Origin of the sequence: Bacillus sp. B.PNR1 (assembly GCF_030386235.1) — a bacterium.
Lineage (GTDB): Bacteria > Bacillota > Bacilli > Bacillales > Bacillaceae > Bacillus > Bacillus stercoris.
Map to the genome: position 1 here is coordinate 367,365 of NZ_JANYMN010000003.1, position 16,538 is coordinate 383,902.

At 45.0% G+C, this 16,538-nt stretch carries 16 protein-coding genes; 6 read left to right on the forward strand and 10 right to left on the reverse strand.

The features are described 5' to 3' along the window. Positions 1-6: 6 nt before the first annotated feature. The 3 genes from NZD81_RS18525 (at position 7) to mmuP (ending at position 4,050) form a co-directional block, all read left to right on the forward strand. Positions 7-1,443, forward strand: a complete 1,437-nt coding sequence (locus tag NZD81_RS18525; RefSeq protein ID WP_136654908.1) for an alanine/glycine:cation symporter family protein — start codon at positions 7-9, stop codon at positions 1,441-1,443. 126 nt (positions 1,444-1,569) lie between these two features. Continuing rightward, entirely contained in the window at positions 1,570-2,517 is a 948-nt protein-coding gene (gene mmuM, locus NZD81_RS18530) for a homocysteine S-methyltransferase (protein ID WP_040084291.1), read from the forward strand. Between the two features lie 120 nt (positions 2,518-2,637). Next, positions 2,638-4,050: an S-methylmethionine permease gene (gene mmuP, locus NZD81_RS18535; protein ID WP_172640156.1), complete on the forward strand. Its 1,413-nt coding sequence runs from the start codon at positions 2,638-2,640 to the stop codon at positions 4,048-4,050. Positions 4,051-4,085: 35 nt separating this feature from the next. Here the strand turns inward: mmuP and NZD81_RS18540 are convergent, their stop codons facing one another. From NZD81_RS18540 to gamR, 3 genes are all read right to left on the reverse strand, one after another. After that, positions 4,086-5,156, reverse strand: coding sequence for a branched-chain amino acid aminotransferase (locus tag NZD81_RS18540; RefSeq protein ID WP_069839762.1), 1,071 nt, complete (start codon positions 5,154-5,156; stop codon positions 4,086-4,088). A gap of 209 nt (positions 5,157-5,365) precedes the next feature. Continuing rightward, positions 5,366-5,641 carry a DUF1648 domain-containing protein gene (locus tag NZD81_RS18545; protein ID WP_014662622.1) on the reverse strand — a complete coding sequence of 92 codons (276 nt, stop codon included), beginning with the start codon at positions 5,639-5,641 and terminating at the stop codon, positions 5,366-5,368. Between the two features lie 33 nt (positions 5,642-5,674). Next, complete coding sequence (gene gamR / locus NZD81_RS18550; protein ID WP_003234841.1) at positions 5,675-6,382, reverse strand: transcriptional regulator GamR; 708 nt, start codon at positions 6,380-6,382, stop codon at positions 5,675-5,677. Positions 6,383-6,600: 218 nt separating this feature from the next. Here gamR and nagB point away from each other — a divergent pair, with 218 nt between their 5' ends. The 3 genes from nagB to gltP all read left to right on the forward strand — a co-directional run bounded on the left by nagB (position 6,601) and on the right by gltP (position 10,647). Beyond that, the gene (gene nagB / locus NZD81_RS18555) at positions 6,601-7,350 is read left to right on the forward strand and encodes a glucosamine-6-phosphate deaminase (RefSeq protein WP_040084296.1); all 750 of its coding nucleotides are present in this window, start codon (positions 6,601-6,603) and stop codon (positions 7,348-7,350) included. 20 nt (positions 7,351-7,370) lie between these two features. Beyond that, the gene (gene ptsG / locus NZD81_RS18560; protein ID WP_289861035.1) at positions 7,371-9,266 is read left to right on the forward strand and encodes a glucose-specific PTS transporter subunit IIBC; all 1,896 of its coding nucleotides are present in this window, start codon (positions 7,371-7,373) and stop codon (positions 9,264-9,266) included. Between the two features lie 136 nt (positions 9,267-9,402). Continuing rightward, on the forward strand, positions 9,403-10,647 hold the full coding sequence (gltP, locus tag NZD81_RS18565) for a glutamate-aspartate/proton symporter GltP (protein ID WP_014662618.1): 1,245 nt from the start codon (positions 9,403-9,405) through the stop codon (positions 10,645-10,647). A 34-nt stretch (positions 10,648-10,681) separates the two neighbouring features. Here the strand turns inward: gltP and trhO are convergent, their stop codons facing one another. The 7 genes from trhO to pssA form a co-directional block, all read right to left on the reverse strand. Continuing rightward, positions 10,682-11,650 (reverse strand): oxygen-dependent tRNA uridine(34) hydroxylase TrhO, encoded by a 969-nt coding sequence (gene trhO / locus NZD81_RS18570; RefSeq protein ID WP_040084299.1) that lies wholly within the window; start codon positions 11,648-11,650, stop codon positions 10,682-10,684. 208 nt (positions 11,651-11,858) lie between these two features. Next, a complete protein-coding gene (locus NZD81_RS18575; protein WP_136654912.1) occupies positions 11,859-12,737 on the reverse strand; it encodes a helix-turn-helix transcriptional regulator in 879 nt (292 codons plus the stop codon). A 108-nt stretch (positions 12,738-12,845) separates the two neighbouring features. Next, positions 12,846-14,186 carry an erythromycin esterase family protein gene (locus tag NZD81_RS18580; RefSeq protein ID WP_289861036.1) on the reverse strand — a complete coding sequence of 447 codons (1,341 nt, stop codon included), beginning with the start codon at positions 14,184-14,186 and terminating at the stop codon, positions 12,846-12,848. A gap of 105 nt (positions 14,187-14,291) precedes the next feature. Continuing rightward, the gene (locus NZD81_RS18585; RefSeq protein ID WP_151256665.1) at positions 14,292-14,570 is read right to left on the reverse strand and encodes a hypothetical protein; all 279 of its coding nucleotides are present in this window, start codon (positions 14,568-14,570) and stop codon (positions 14,292-14,294) included. Between the two features lie 54 nt (positions 14,571-14,624). Then, the gene (locus NZD81_RS18590) at positions 14,625-15,416 is read right to left on the reverse strand and encodes a phosphatidylserine decarboxylase (protein ID WP_040084306.1); all 792 of its coding nucleotides are present in this window, start codon (positions 15,414-15,416) and stop codon (positions 14,625-14,627) included. Beyond that, a complete protein-coding gene (locus NZD81_RS18595) occupies positions 15,409-15,897 on the reverse strand; it encodes a DedA family protein (protein ID WP_289861037.1) in 489 nt (162 codons plus the stop codon). Before NZD81_RS18595 ends, NZD81_RS18590 begins: the two co-directional genes overlap by 8 nt. Next, complete coding sequence (gene pssA, locus NZD81_RS18600) at positions 15,888-16,421, reverse strand: CDP-diacylglycerol--serine O-phosphatidyltransferase (RefSeq protein ID WP_040084308.1); 534 nt, start codon at positions 16,419-16,421, stop codon at positions 15,888-15,890. Before pssA ends, NZD81_RS18595 begins: the two co-directional genes overlap by 10 nt. Between the last annotated feature and the right edge of the window lie 117 nt (positions 16,422-16,538).

Consider the following 16,538-nt stretch of genomic DNA (forward strand, 5'->3'; position numbering starts at 1 on the left):
GATTGTATGCAGCAAATCCTGGAACATATCGTCGGTATCGCAAATGATCTTTTGTGGTCAAAGCTATTAATTGTATTGCTTCTTTCTCTTGGAATCTATTTTACGTTCAGGCTTAAGTTTTTACAGGTTCGCATGTTGAAAGAAATGGTGAGAGTGTTAAGAGAAGGTGCTGCTTCCCGGTCGAAAAACACCATTTCTCCGTTTCAAGCCTTTTGCATCAGCATGGCAGCCCGTGTCGGAACGGGAAATATTACGGGCATTGCCATCGCCATTGCACTCGGCGGGCCCGGTGCAATCTTCTGGATGTGGATTATCGCCATTATCGGATCAGCATCCAGCTTTGTGGAAAGCACACTGGCTCAGATTTATAAAGTGAAAGATGTAAACGGCTTCCGCGGCGGGCCGGCGTATTACATGGAAAAAGGGCTGAACAAAAGGTGGATGGGCGCGCTGTTCGCTGTGTTAATCACCCTATCGTTCGGTATCGTCTTCAACTCGGTTCAATCCAATACAGTCAGCCTTGCCTTTGAAAACGCGTTCGGCACAAACCGCCTGACATTGGGACTCATTTTAATTGCTGTATTCGGCACGATCATTTTCGGCGGAGTCAAGCGCATTGCAAAATTGGCTGAATCCATTGTCGTCGTATTGGCTGTTCTGTATATCGGAGTTGCGTTTTTCGTCATTTTCACCAACATTACGCAGCTGCCAGATGTGCTTGCGCTAATCGTGAAAAATGCGTTTGGTTTTGACCAGGCCGCCGGCGGGGCTTTGGGCGCGGCACTCATGCAAGGCGTCAGACGGGGAATCTTTTCAAACGAAGCGGGAATGGGGAGCGCACCGAATGCCGCTGCCACCGCCACAACAAGCCATCCCGTCAAACAGGGGCTGATCCAAGCTTTTGGTGTGCTTACTGATACACTGGTCATTTGTACAAGCACCGCCTTTATCATTCTGTTTTCGGATGCCTATCATACTCCGGGTCTGAGCGGAATCGCCTTGACACAAGCCTCTCTAAGCTCCCATGTCGGATCATGGGCATCAGGCTTTCTCGCCATTCTGATTTTGTTATTCGGATTCTGTGCTTTAATCGGAAACTATTATTATGGCGAAACCAATATTGGCTTTTTGAACAAAAGCAAAAAACTAATATTCGTTTACCGTATCGGCGTGCTGGCGATGATTGTGTTTGGCTGTGTCGCCAAAGTCCAGCTCGTCTGGGATCTTGCTGATTTGTTCATGGGCTTGATGGTCGTCGTGAATTTAATTGCAATTTTCTTATTATCAAAGGTCGTTTTTACAGCGCTGAAAGACTATACACGCCAGAAAAAAGCTGGCAAAGATCCGGTCTTCTATAAAGATGTGCTCAAGAACCACAACGGCATTGAATGCTGGCCGCTTTCTGATACAACGTCAGACTCACACAACAAACAAATATCATAAAAAAGAGGTGTTCAGACATATGGGCTGAACACCTTTCTCTATTTGCGTTTATTGACAAACACGTAAGCCTCTATTACGATTTTCATATCTTTTTAAAAAATCAGAAAGAAGGCATCGGTACATTCTATGAATCCTATCCAACACATACTAGATACATTCCCGCTTATTGTGCTAGACGGCGCCATGGCGACCGAGCTTGAACGCAAGGGCTGTGACTTGAACGACAGTCTGTGGTCGGCAAAAATCCTGATGGAAGAGCCGGACCTGATTAAACAAGTTCATACTGATTATTTCGCAGCAGGTGCCGATTGTGCGATCACCGCCAGCTATCAGTCCACATTTGAAGGCTTTGCCGCACGCGGGCTGAGCGAAGCGGAAGCACGCCGGCTCATCGAGTTGTCCGTCAGCATCGCAGCTGAAGCACGTGATGAATTTTGGTCGTTTGAAGAGAACCGTTTGAATCGGCCAAAACCGATCATTGCGGCTTCTGTAGGCCCTTATGGCGCTTATCTTGCAGATGGTTCTGAGTATCGCGGCAACTATGCAATATCAGAAGATGAACTGATTGAATTTCATCGTCCCCGGATGAAAGCGCTGATTGAAGCCGGAGCTGATGTTTTGGCATGCGAAACGATCCCGTGTCTGACTGAAGCAAAAGCGATTGTGCGGCTGTTGAAGGAATTTCCCGAAACGTATGCGTGGATCAGCTTCAGTGCCAAAGACGGCCTGCATATCAGTGACGGAACACCGGCCGCTGACTGCGCGGCTTGGCTTGATGAACATCGCCAAATTGCAGCGCTCGGCATCAATTGTACGCCGCTTCAGCATATTTCTTCCTTGATAGAGGAGTTAAAAAAGAACACGTCAAAGCCGATCATCGTCTACCCGAATTCAGGTGAGCAATATGATCCGGAAACTAAAACGTGGAACGGCGCAGCATGCGCAGAATCTTACGGGGCAAGCGCCCGCATCTGGCATGAAAAAGGTGCGAAGCTGATCGGCGGCTGCTGCCGGACAAAACCCGAAGATATTCAAGAAATCGCGGCTTGGGTCCGCTCTTTAAAAACAACTTGACTTATCGGAATTGTTTGTATATTCTAACTTAAAGCCGGTTCGCCGGAGTCTCGTGTCACTTCCTGACATGAGATTTTTTATTAGGAAGGAAATAAATCGCCGATAGAAAGTTGGAAAAAGATGAACTCTGCTCACAACAAGAATGAGACAAACTTTCAGAGAAGTATGAAAAGCCGGCACCTCTTTATGCTTTCCTTAGGAGGTGTCATCGGAACAGGACTGTTTTTAAGCTCTGGCTATACCATTCAGCAGGCAGGACCGGCAGGAACGATACTTGCCTACTTAGTCGGGGCCGGAATTGTCTATCTGGTCATGCTATGCCTCGGTGAGCTGTCAGTCGCCATGCCTGTGACCGGCGCCTTTCACACCTATGCGGCCAAATACATAGGGCCCGGCACCGGCTTTACGGTCGCTTGGCTGTACTGGCTGACATGGACCGTGGCATTGGGATCAGAATTCACAGCAGCCGGCCTGTTAATGCAGCGCTGGTTCCCCCATACATCGGTTTGGATGTGGAGTGCCGTCTTTGCGCTGTTCATTTTCTTGCTTAACGCATTTTCGGTCAGGTTTTTCGCTGAATCAGAATTTTGGTTTTCCAGCATCAAAGTATTAGCCATCATATTATTTATTCTTTTAGGCGGTTCTGCCATGTTCGGCCTCATCCCCATCAAAGGCGGAGAAGCCGCTCCGATGCTGTCTAACTTCACGGCGGAAGGCGGGCTCTTTCCCAATGGATTTGTTCCGATATTGATGACGATGCTGTCCGTCAATTTCGCCTTTTCGGGAACGGAACTGATCGGAATCGCAGCGGGTGAAAGTGTTGATCCGGACAAGACGATACCAAAAGCGATTAAAACAACGGTCTGGCGCCTCTCACTCTTCTTTGTCGGAACAATTTTTGTGCTGTCAGGGCTGATTCCGATTCAAGATGCAGGTGTCATCAAAAGCCCGTTTGTCGCTGTCTTTGATAGAGTCGGTGTACCATACGCGGCCGATCTCATGAACTTTGTTATCCTGACAGCGATCCTGTCAGCGGCTAATTCCGGACTCTACGCTTCTTCCCGGATGCTGTGGTCTTTATCAAAAGAAAAAACGCTTCATCCGACATTTGCAAAGCTGACGTCAAAAGGAACCCCGTTTAACGCGCTGGTGTTCAGCATGATCGGCGGCATTCTGTCGCTGCTGTCCAGTGTATTTGCACCAGACACTGTATACGTTGTGCTCGTGTCGATTTCCGGTTTTGCTGTCGTTGTCGTGTGGATGGGAATCGCTGCATCTCAATTCATGTTCAGAAAACGTTATATCGAAGCGGGAAACAAAGTTACTGATTTGAAATACAGAACGCCTTTGTATCCGATCGTGCCGATTGCAGCGTTTCTGTTATGCCTGGCTTCCGTCATTGGCATTGCCTTTGATCCGAATCAAAGAATCGCACTGTATTGCGGCGTTCCGTTTATGGCCATTTGCTATGCAATGTATTATGTGAAAAACCGCAAAAGCCTGCCGGCTGCTGATATGACCCATTCAAAATAAAAGAACCTGCCTTCAGGCAGGTTCTTTTTCAATTTTTACACTTCCACTGTCCAGTTGAACGGGCCTTTTACCTTGCCAAGCTGAATATCTGTTATCGTTTCATACAGCTTTTTCGAGAGGTCCCCGATTTGCCCGTCGCCTACAATCACCGTTTTTCCATGAATGTTGAGTTCACCGACAGGCGTAACGACGGCTGCCGTGCCTGTGCCGAAGACCTCTGTCAATTCTCCGCGTGCAGAGGCTGCATACACCTCATCAATTGATATTCTCTCTTCACGAACCGGAATGCCCCAGCTTCGAATCAGTTCAATTGCAGACGCGCGTGTCACCCCGCTTAAAATGCTTCCGCTTAAAGCAGGTGTGACAGCTTCCCCGTTTATGACGAAAAAGATGTTCATGCTCCCTACTTCTTCCACATATTTCTTTTCAATGGCGTCCAGCCACAGTACCTGGTCATAGCCCAGCTCATTCGCTTTTCGCTGTGCCTGAAGACTGGCCGCGTAGTTCCCAGCCGTTTTTGCAAATCCGACTCCGCCGTTGACCGCCCGCACATACTCATCTTCGACATAGATCCTAACCGGCTTCAGCTGATCGTCGCCATAATAGGAGCCGACAGGCGAAAGCACGATCATAAATGTATAGCTCCTGGATGCCTTCACACCGAGACTCGGTTCTGTGGCAATGACAAAAGGACGAATATAAAGTGACGTTCCTTTTTCCTTTGGAACCCAATCTTTCTCCAGCTCAACTAATTGCGTCAATGCCTCAAGCACAAGCTCTTCGTCTAAAGGGGGCATGCTCATTCGCTCACACGATCTGTTCAGCCGTTTGATATTTTGATCCGGACGGAACAGCAGCACCCTGCCATCCTCTGTTCTGTATGCTTTTAATCCTTCAAAAACAGCCTGGCCGTAATGAAAAACAGATGAAGACGGATCGAGCGTAAGCGGTGCGTACGGTGCAATTCTGGGATGATGCCATCCAATTCCCTCTTCGTAGTCCATCACAAACATATAATCTGTAAAATATTGTCCAAACCCCAAGGAAGACGGGTCGGGCTTTTCCTTATAATATCCAGTTTTTTCTCGTTCAATAAGCTTATTCAATCTGATCAGCACACCTTTCATACAATTGTTTAAATATTCAGTCTTTTTAAAGCTGCAAAAAATATACAGCCCTTCCTTTCATGATACGCCGCTCCACACCGATAAATTTCAGAATATTCTTTAGGATCATCAGCTATTATACACCACATTCATTGTCAGATGAAGCTGAAATTAAAGAAAAACAGCCAGTTTTATTCTGGCTGTTTGATTTAGACCGCTAAACAAAGGACGACAACGTGGCAAATCAGCAAAATATACACTGCGAACACTAATTGCCAATTGATCTTCCGCGCCCATGCAAACACCACCATCAAAACAGGCAGCAGCACAGTCCCCGCCAGCTTGTTCACTGTCAGATCCGGGCTGTTCGCTACATCATAATGAATCGGCATCTGCGCCGGCAGAAAAGGGTAAAACACGATTGAAAGGATGAATGCAACAATTACAGCTCCCCACAGCACTTTTTCATTCGTCAATAGAAACATAGAACGACCATTCCCTTCTTATCACGTATTGCTTTATGAATGATATGACTGTTCTACGGTGAATTTCGTTCGGTCTCCCCGCGTAATAATTTGTGCATATTCCACCACTTCTTCATTTTTATCATAGGTAAGGGATTCTGATAAAAACGCAGGCGCTCCGACATTGGTTAATAAGTGGCCGCTGATCGTTTCATCCGTTAAAATCGGTTCGATCGATTCCGTTCCCCTGCTGATTTCAATATTGTATTTTGTCCTTAACAATTCAAACAGCGATCCGGTGCATTCCTCCTGCGCCAGCCCCGGTGCCGCCTTCCAGGGAATATACGAGGTATGATACTGCAAAGGCTCCCCCTCGGCGTATCTGACTCTGACAAGCTTGTTGACAGGTTCATTCTCTTTCATTTTCAAAAGCTCGGCAATGGAGTGATCAGCGGGTATCACCACAAGCTCAAGCACTTTTGATTCGGAACGCAGGCCTCTCATTTGTTCTGCAAAGCTCGTAATCTTATGCGGAATCGGCGTTTGTATTTTTGCCGCCGATACAAACGTCCCTTTCCCCTGAATTCTCTTAATATATCCTTCAAGCTCTAGCTGCTGCAGGGCCAGTCTCACAGTTGTTCTGCTGACATCATATTGTTCGCAAAACTCACTCTCCGTCGGCAGCTGATCATTCGCCTGATATTTGCCCGACTTAATTAATTCAATGATTTTAAACTTGATAACAGAATATAAAGCTGTCATTTCATTCTCCCCATTCTGTATGCAATCCGTTCTTTTTCATTGAGACCATAATACCATTTGCCATCCCAATATGAAAGATTTGTATCCTTCCTTTATAACAAATTTTCAGAAATTTATATTGACAGTTTGATAACGCTGGTGCTAAATTCGTAATGACAAGTATCGAAAATTGGTCATAACAAATATGGTGCTTGTCTATCTCTTTGAGGGGGTGTCACATGAAGATTCTGATCGCTAATCACTACGATGAACTCTGTAAGTTAAGCGCTACCATTATTAAAGAGCAAATACAAGCTAAGAAAGATGCCGTTCTCGGCCTGGCAACCGGAAGCACGCCGGTCGGCTTGTACAAGCAGCTGATTTCAGACTATCAGGCAGGTGAAATTGATTTTTCAAAGGTTACTACATTTAATTTGGATGAGTACGCTGGTCTCTCTCCATTTCATCCTCAAAGCTATAACAAATTTATGTATGAGCATCTTTTTCAGCATATCAATATGCAGCCTGATCATATTCATATCCCGCAAGGAGACAATCCGCAGCTTGAGGCTCAATGCAAGGTATACGAAGATCTCATCCGCCAGGCGGGAGGCATTGATGTCCAGATTCTCGGCATCGGCGCCAATGGCCATATCGGTTTCAATGAACCGGGATCTGATTTTGAGGACCGGACACGTGTTGTGAAGCTTTCAGAAAGCACGATACAGGCAAATGCCAGATTCTTCGGCGGTGATCCGGTGCTGGTGCCGAGACTCGCGATTTCAATGGGCATTAAAACCATCATGGAATTCAGCAAACATATTGTGCTTTTAGCAAGCGGCGAGGAAAAAGCAGACGCCATTCAAAAGATGGCTGAAGGTCCTGTCACGACAGATGTACCGGCCTCCATTCTTCAAAAACACAATCATGTAACCGTTATCGTCGATAATAAAGCAGCTCAAAAATTAAAGAGTGCACCATACTCATAACACAATAAAAGGAGACTGTCATGTTTAAAAAGGCATTTCAAATTCTGCAGCAGCTTGGCCGCGCGTTGATGACTCCGGTTGCCGTCCTGCCGGCAGCGGGCCTTTTGCTCCGTTTCGGAGACAAAGACTTACTGAACATCCCTATTATAAAGGATGCGGGCGGCGTTGTATTCGATAATCTTCCGCTGATTTTCGCCGTCGGGGTCGCGATCGGATTAGCCGGCGGCGAAGGTGTAGCCGGACTTGCCGCTGTCATTGGATACTTAATTTTAACCGTTACCCTCGACAATATGGGAAAATTACTCGGCCTTCAGCCTCCGTATGAAGGAGCCGAGCACCTGATTGATATGGGAGTTTTCGGAGGAATCATCATCGGGCTTCTCGCCGCCTATTTATATAAGCGGTTTTCATCAATCGAGCTGCATCCGGTCCTTGGATTTTTCTCTGGAAAACGCTTTGTCCCGATTATTACGTCCGTCAGTTCATTAGTGATCGGTGTCATTTTCTCATTCGTTTGGCCGCTGATCCAAAATGGAATTAACGCAGCCAGCAGTTTAATTGCCGATTCAACAGTCGGCCTGTTCTTTTATGCAACGATCTATCGTTTGCTGATTCCTTTCGGCCTGCATCATATTTTTTATACACCTTTCTATTTTATGATGGGAGAATACACAGACCCGTCAACAGGCAACACCGTAACCGGCGACCTGACAAGGTTTTTCGCGGGAGACCCGACAGCAGGGCGCTTTATGATGGGGGATTTCCCTTACATGATTTTCTGTCTGCCGGCAGTTGCTCTTGCCATTATCCATACCGCGCGTCCGGAAAAGAAAAAAATGATCTCCGGCGTTATGATTTCTGCGGCGCTCACATCTATGCTGACCGGAATTACAGAACCGGTTGAGTTTTCTTTCTTATTCGTTGCACCCGTGCTCTATTTTATTAACTCTATTCTTGCCGGCGTCATCTTTGTCGTTTGTGATTTATTCCATGTCCGCCACGGCTATACGTTCTCAGGCGGCGGAATTGACTACGTCTTAAACTACGGACTGTCAACAAACGGCTGGGTTGTCATTCCTGTCGGGATCGTGTTTGCTTTCATTTATTATTATTTGTTCCGATTTGCGATTCTGAAATGGAATTTGAAAACGCCCGGCCGTGACACAGATGAAGACGGTCAGAATGAGGAGAAAGCTCCAGTCGCAAAAGACCAGCTTGCCTTTCACGTGCTGCAGGCCTTGGGCGGACAGCAAAATATCGCTAATCTGGATGCGTGTATCACAAGGCTTCGCGTGACCGTTCATCAGCCAAGCAAAGTCAGCAAAGATGAATTAAAACGGCTTGGCGCAGTAGGTGTGCTCGAAATCAACAACAACTTTCAGGCGATATTCGGAACAAAATCCGATGCCTTAAAAGACGACATCAAAACGATCATGGCCGGAGGCGTCCCTGACACCGCCGCCGCGCTGGACACGGAAACGGACAAGCAGCAAAATCCTGTTTCCGGCGAGGCCTTTATTTATCCGCTCAAAGGAGAAACAGTCTCTCTGGGGGACGTGCCTGATCAAGTCTTTTCAGAAAGAATGATGGGCGAGGGGTTCGCGATTAATCCAACAGAAGGAAAAGTCGTTGCACCTGCGGACGGCGAGATCGTCTCGATCTTTCCAACAAAACACGCCATCGGCTTTATGAGCGCCGGAGGCACCGAAATCCTGATTCATGTCGGCATTGATACTGTCAAATTGAATGGGGAAGGCTTTGAAGCACATGTCACGAGCGGACAAGCCGTCAAACAAGGTGAACTGCTTCTCACATTTGATCTTGATTACATCAAGCAGCATGCCGCTTCAGCCGTAACACCGGTTATTTTTACAAATATCTCTGAAGATAATATGAAGCACATTCAAATGAAGTAAAAAAGTCCCCCCTGCTGCGGGGGACTTTTTCGCCAACATAATGAAAGCGTTACCAAAATAAAATAACTTGAAAAAAGGGGTTTGCATTAGAATCACGAATGATATGAATATGCCTTCATTCTAAAGGGGGATTCATTTGAAAAAATTAATCGCGTTTCAAATTTTAATCGCTTTGGCTGCCGGAGCGATGATCGGCCACTTTTTTCCTGATTTCGGGATGGCACTCAGGCCTGTCGGAGATGGATTTATCCGCTTGATTAAAATGATTGTTGTGCCGATTGTGTTTTCTACCATTGTCATCGGAGCCGCAGGAAGCGGGAGCATGAAAAAAATGGGCAGCCTCGGTATCAAGACAATCATTTGGTTCGAAGTGATTACCACGCTTGTATTGGCGCTCGGTCTTTTATTAGCAAATGTCTTAAAACCAGGTGTCGGGCTTAATCTTTCCCATTTGGCGAAAAAAGATATCAATGAACTGTCAGGCTACACTGAAAAAGTTGTTGATTTCAAACAAATGATCCTCGATATTATCCCTACAAACATTATTGATGTCATGGCCAGAAATGATTTGCTTGCCGTAATTTTCTTTGCGATTTTATTCGGTGTCGCCGCTGCCGGTATTGGCAAAGCCTCTGAACCCGTGATGAATTTCTTTGAATCCGCCGCTCAAATTATGTTCAAACTCACGCAAATCGTTATGGTCACTGCTCCTATCGGCGTGTTAGCCCTGATGGCAGCTTCTGTAGGCCAATATGGCATTGAACTCCTCCTTCCTATGTTTAAGCTGGTTGGCACAGTATTCCTTGGCCTGTTCCTAATCCTCTTTGTCCTCTTTCCGCTTGTCGGTCTCATCTTTCAGATTAAGTATTTCGAAGTATTGAAAATGATATGGGATCTGTTTTTAATTGCATTTTCCACCACCAGCACTGAAACCATTCTCCCTCAGCTGATGGATAGAATGGAGAAATACGGCTGTCCCAAACGAGTGGTATCATTCGTCATTCCCTCCGGCTTGTCATTGAACTGTGACGGCTCGAGCTTATATTTATCGATTTCTTGTATCTTTCTGGCGCAGGCCTTTCATGTAGACATGACATTGTCCCAGCAGCTCCTCATGATGCTTGTGCTTGTGATGACCAGTAAAGGCATTGCAGCTGTTCCCTCTGGCTCGCTTGTTGTGCTGCTGGCGACTGCCAATGCTGTAGGACTGCCGGCTGAAGGCGTTGCCATTATCGCGGGTGTTGACCGTGTCATGGACATGGCGCGAACAGGCGTGAACGTTCCGGGACATGCGATCGCCTGCATCGTGGTGTCAAAATGGGAAAAAGCCTTCCGCCAAAAAGAATGGGTTTCCGCAAACAGCCAAACCGAAAGCTTATAAAAAAAGAACACCTCATTCCGAGGTGTTCTTTCCATTATTCAACAGAAGCATGTTCTTCTGTTTCAATCGCTGCCAGTCTTGCATTTACTTCTTCTTCTGTCATATTATGCTCTTTCACATACAGGTTTCTTGGATTCGTGCGGCACTCGTGGCTGCAGCTGCGCATATATTTATACTCATTTTCCGGTGTGCATATCATTTTTTTATTGCAAGATGGATTCGCGCAGTTCACATAACGCTCACACGGTTCTCCTGTAAAGTAGTCTTTTCCGACAATCACATGCTCGACACGGTTGACAGGCACGCTGATTCTTTCATCAAATACGTAGCACTGGCCGTCCCAAAGCTTGCCTTGCACCTCAGGATCTTTTCCGTATGTCACGATGCCGCCGTCAAGCTGGGCTACATCTTCAAAGCCTTGCTTCACCAGCCATCCTGAAAACTTTTCACAGCGTACGCCGCCTGTACAGTACGTTAAAATCTTTTTGCCTTCAAGCATATCTTTGTGTTCTTCGATCCATTCCGGTAATTCGCGGAAGGCTTCGATGTCAGGACGGACTGCACCTCTGAAATGGCCAAGGTCGTACTCGTAATCATTACGCGCGTCGATTACAATTGTGTTTGGGTCCTGCATCTTCTCATAAAATTCTGCTGGCTTCAAATGTTGACCTGTTGTTTCATTCGGATCGACATCATCTTCAAGACGAAGCGTGACAAGCTCTTTTTTATGGCGCACGAAGATTTTTTTGAAGGCATGGCCTTCTACTTCATCAATTTTAAATACCATGTCCGCAAAACGAGGATCAGCTTTCATTGTTTCCATATATTTTTCAGTCTGTTCAACCGTTCCTGATACCGTACCGTTAATTCCTTCAGAAGAAACAAGGATACGGCCTAACAAACCAAGCTCCTTACAAAAAGCCAGATGCTGCTCTCTAAACGCCTCTGGTTCTTCAATCGGAACATATTTATAGTAAAGTAATACTCTGTATTGTTTTTCCATGTTATAAACACCCTGTTCAATTATAGTTAGTTGCTATGCACACTCTTACTATATCATACAGGAAAATGCCGCAAAGATGAACAGATCCGCCCAGACTGATAAAAATATCCAAACTCTTACAAACCTGCGTGGCTCAAGGGTTCCTGAATGACGGATAGTATTTTCCATTAACTTACTAATAAATATAGTTGTCTGAAAACTATTATTATCATTCCTCTTCAAAAGATAAATTTACCGGTTCATCTAAAAGCTCTCCCGGCATTTCAAGATTTGTTGAAGGTACGCTCTTATCTACCTCTTCAAAAACAACATGATCCATCCACACCTGCCCCGGTCCAGATAATTGAACGCCAAAGGATATCACTGCGCTATTTTCTGGAACATCTAAAACGATAGCATAATGATTCCAATTGGTTGTTCCAGTAATAGGTCTGTTGCTCATATTATCAAATTGGAGAACATCATCAGCGGCACTGTCAACCCTCATCCAAAGCGAGGCAAAATGCTGCACTCCTTTTGTTTTGATAAAACTTGATAGACGAAGCCTTTTTCCAAGATAGCGGCCTGCTTTGAATTGCTGCATCATCGTCGCAAATTCACCGATATCCTGCACCATTGTTGACTTTAAATACCCTGAAGCTTTTCCCTGATGTACATTTTCCCGGTCAATCCCCATTTCGAATTGGAACGGATGGCTCCCGCTCAATACCCAGCCCTTCATTTTTTTCTCCATGTAAGATTCCTCCTTTTTTGAAGTAAAGCGTTTCATAAATGTTCGGTATGCACCTGGCGGCATGTGATACATCTTTTTGAACGTCCTCGTAAATGCTTCTTGAGATTCAAACTGAAAATACAAAGCAATATCGATAATACGAAGATCTGTATAAAGCAAAGCCGCTGCCGCATTCGCAAGACGTCTTAAGCGAATATAAGAAGCAACCGACATACCGACTTCTTTTTGAAAAATCCGATGAAAATGGAATTTTGAAAAGCTTGAAACGTTTACAATATCCTCGTTTGATATTTGCTCATGTAAATGTGATTCAATCCAATTGATTGTTTTCTGGACAGCCTTTTCATAATACATTGCACGCTCTAATCTCCTTTCTGTTTTAGAATAATGGATCACTGATTATATGTTTTGATTATTTTTGCGATATGTAAAAATCCCCTGTTAGAGCACAGGGGACACTGGTCACTTGATAATGACTGACGGCGTGATATGCTCCAGCCAAATGACACCGTCATATTGTTCCTTCAGGATCATCTGCTCTTCCATGTTCCCCCAATAGAGCGCAGTCCGCGGGGTATACATCCACGAAGTGCCTTTCTTGTTTTTTGTATGGAGAAAATCAACAAAGAGAGCAGGATGGTCCGCAGCTTTTAGCAAAGCTTCAAGACTTCCAGACGGCGGCGGGCTTGTAACCGGCATAACCGTCTTATTATCGGAACTATTCAGACTTGCACCAGAGTAAGCATAAATGCCAATCGTATATGTTTGTTTCTTCAGCCGCTCCGGCAAATAATCACCCATGTTAGGGCCGTTTAGCTGTACCCAGTCCTTTATCATTTTCGTATTCTGTTTGCGAAGATGGTAATTGTGGCCCCAGAAAATGATTTTCTTTTTCGGATAAAGGGTTTCGGCTACCCACTGAAATTGTTCAGCCATCATGCGGTCTCTCATAAAGAATGAAAAATCCTCAATATTCTTGGGATAGTCCTCTAGTTTTTCTTTCATTTCTTCCAGCATATACGTTTCCATGACATCAATTCTCAGCTGAAGGGAATGCATAAACATCTCATAAGCTTTCGGCTCTTTCGGAAGGTTAGCTCTTATCTCTGAGGCACGTGTTTCAGCGAATTGGATCAGCTCTTGATAGTTTTTCACAAGCTTTTCCTTCTTTTGCGAAAATTCATCAAACGTATTGCTGTCTGTCACTAATGTTGAAAAATCATTTTCTGATTGGGAGAGCAACTCTGCTTTCTCAGGGTCCACCGCTTTTACCCATTGAGTCGCAGCATCATTGAATGAATTCTTCATGCTTTGAATATCAAAACCGGTAAGGATCAGCGGATCCCCTTTCTCTTTTTGCTCTTTCATGTAATCAAACAATTCAACGACATCTTCTGTGTGCCATACAGCGTAAATGGAGTTTTTCATCGTGCTTTTAGGAGTTAATTGGTCCATATTAAGGTAGGATGCATTTGTATCAGGAAAGCCAGACTCAAATGCCAATACATCGTATCCCAGCTCTTCGTGGAGGTATTTGATCATTCTGACCTTTGTGGCATTCATTTCGCCAGCGCCATGTGTCGTTTCTCCTAACTGAACAATTCGTTTTCCTTTCAGCACCTTCTTCAGAAATCGAAAGTCTTTGTTTGAAGCATGGGAAGCATCCAGTGGCTGTGCATGTCGTTCAATCCAGGAATCCCAATGTTTTTCTTCAGAAGCAGCACGAGCAGAGGCTAAAAAAGAAGAAAACGCCAGACAAACGATCAGCAGCGGCAGGGTCATTCTCACTATGATTCGTTTCAATTCTATCTCTCCTTTTCTATTAGGTTCTCTAGTCGTTACGAGATAGATATTGAAAAAGTTTCCTTTTTTCCGCCAACAAAAAAAGCTTCTCTGTTGAAAGAAGCTTTAGCTGGATTCTCTCATCACCTGATGAAAGTAAAACCGATATGTATTTCGTAAAAATGTCTCAACCGGAAGCTGCACATCCGCTTGGTATTTGCTGATGATAAAGGGAAACCGCTCGATTCCTTTTTCGCGCAAATTGTTCGCTTGCTCTTCATCTATTGCCGTCTCTTGCAAAACCGCTTCAATGATCGGCCAGCACGATTCCCGCACTAGCCTCAGGACGGCTTCATCTGCGGTGTTTTGATAATCTGTAATCCAGCTGATGATTTGTTTCTCCATGGGTCTCACCTTTCTTCAAAAAAAGAGGCGCTGCGTCTATGCAAGCTCCTCTTTTTACTCTTCGTAACCTATCAGTTCTCCGACTTGAACTTCTTGGCCTTCTGTTAAATTGGCGGACGGCTGGAACGCGTCTTTTTCAAAAATCAAAATGACGGTTGATCCAAATGAAAAGTATCCCAGCTCCTCGCCGATCTCCAATTCAGCACGGGTATTTGTCTGCACGATAGAATTAATATTCATCGCGCCGACAGGAATCATCAGGACATTTCGGCTGCCGCCATTCAGTTCGTACACAAACCGATAATTTTTCGACAGCACATCTTTTCCGTATTTCAACCCTAATTGATTGACCGGATATGAGCGATTTCCGAGCTCGGCCAGCTTTTGATACCTGCAGCTGATCGGAGAATGGAAACGGTGATAATGACGCGGGCTTAGATACAGCACAACGAAGTATCCGCCGTTGTATTGATGGTCTGCGCTTTTACAGCCAGTCAGCTCAGCGAATGAGTAATCTTTTCCCTTCACCGTAAAGGTTTGATTCGGGTTGATGATTCCTACCGTCTGAACCACACCGTCAACAGGGCTAACCACCGCATGCGCCTCTTTTGAAACAGGGCGCCGCTCCAGATTAATTTGTCGAATGAACAATTCGGACAGCGATCCGTAATCAGCAGCCGTCCCGTCCACATCATCCCAATTCAGCCGAAAATGTTTTGAGAACAGCGGAATGACCGGTTTGCTGATTTTCGACTCGCAAAATCCTTTAATCAGATAGGATGACAGACGATGATTCGTCAGCTCTATCAATGATCGATACAGAATCTTTACAGCCGTATTAAACATGAATAATCCCTATTACCCTTCCGATTGTAATAAAAACAAAGCACCACAAAAAGGCGCCGATTGCCGCAAACGCAATATACGTTTTCAAATCCATTTTGCCGATCCCCGAAAAGTAGCATGTCACATGTCGGACGCCGGGAATAAAATAACCTAAAATAAGAGAATATGGACCGTATTTCTTCATCCATTTTTCCACTTTCATCATTCTTTTTTCTTTTAAGCCGACCCACTTGCCGTACTTATCGATAAACGGGCGTCCGGCTTTTCTGCCAATCATGTAGCTGATCAGCATACCTAACAAAGCCCCGACAAAACTGATCAATATCGAAAGCTCATAATTCAATACATCGGTATGCGTGAAATAGCCAACAACGGTCATCATCACTTCATCTGGAATCGGCAATCCTACAATCCCTAATACGAGCATCAAAAAAATAGCGAGATAACCGTAATCCGCTATGAGCAGCTGAACTAATTCCATCTCCCGGACTCCAGGTTTTCTGCCGCATGTTTTTTAAAATGAGGGAATTTTATTTTACTCACCATTAAATATGAAAGTCCGCAAGCGCCGATTGCCAGAAGGATCGGGTTATAGGTGAAGCTTAGAATAACAAGGCACATGCCCGCAAATGGAATCGGCATACCAATAAATGTCGGGAGTTTGCTTTGTTCAATGTTAAATTTAGAGAGACGAAGCATTCCGCAAATGCTGTACGTCAATGCGCATAAGATCCCTATAAATGGCAGGGTATACAACGCGACACTGTAAGCAAGCATAGAGGGAGCCACCCCAAACGTAACCAAGTCGGCAAACGAATCCAATTCTTTTCCCATATCAGAAACGGCATTCAGCTTACGTGCAGCCATTCCGTCAAAGAAATCAAGGAACATGCCGGTAAAAATGAATAGCACTGCTGAATGAATGTTGTGATAGAGCAAGGAATGAATCGCCAGCAATCCGCAAATGAAGTTTCCTATCGTAATCATACAGGGGATGTAATTCACAGTGTAACCAAACCTCCAATTGTAAAACCATCTATATTATTCGACGATAGTAATCGAATAGCGTTTCAGGAAAAAATTTCTTCAATAAGCATGATAACATAAAATGCCCCCAAAAAA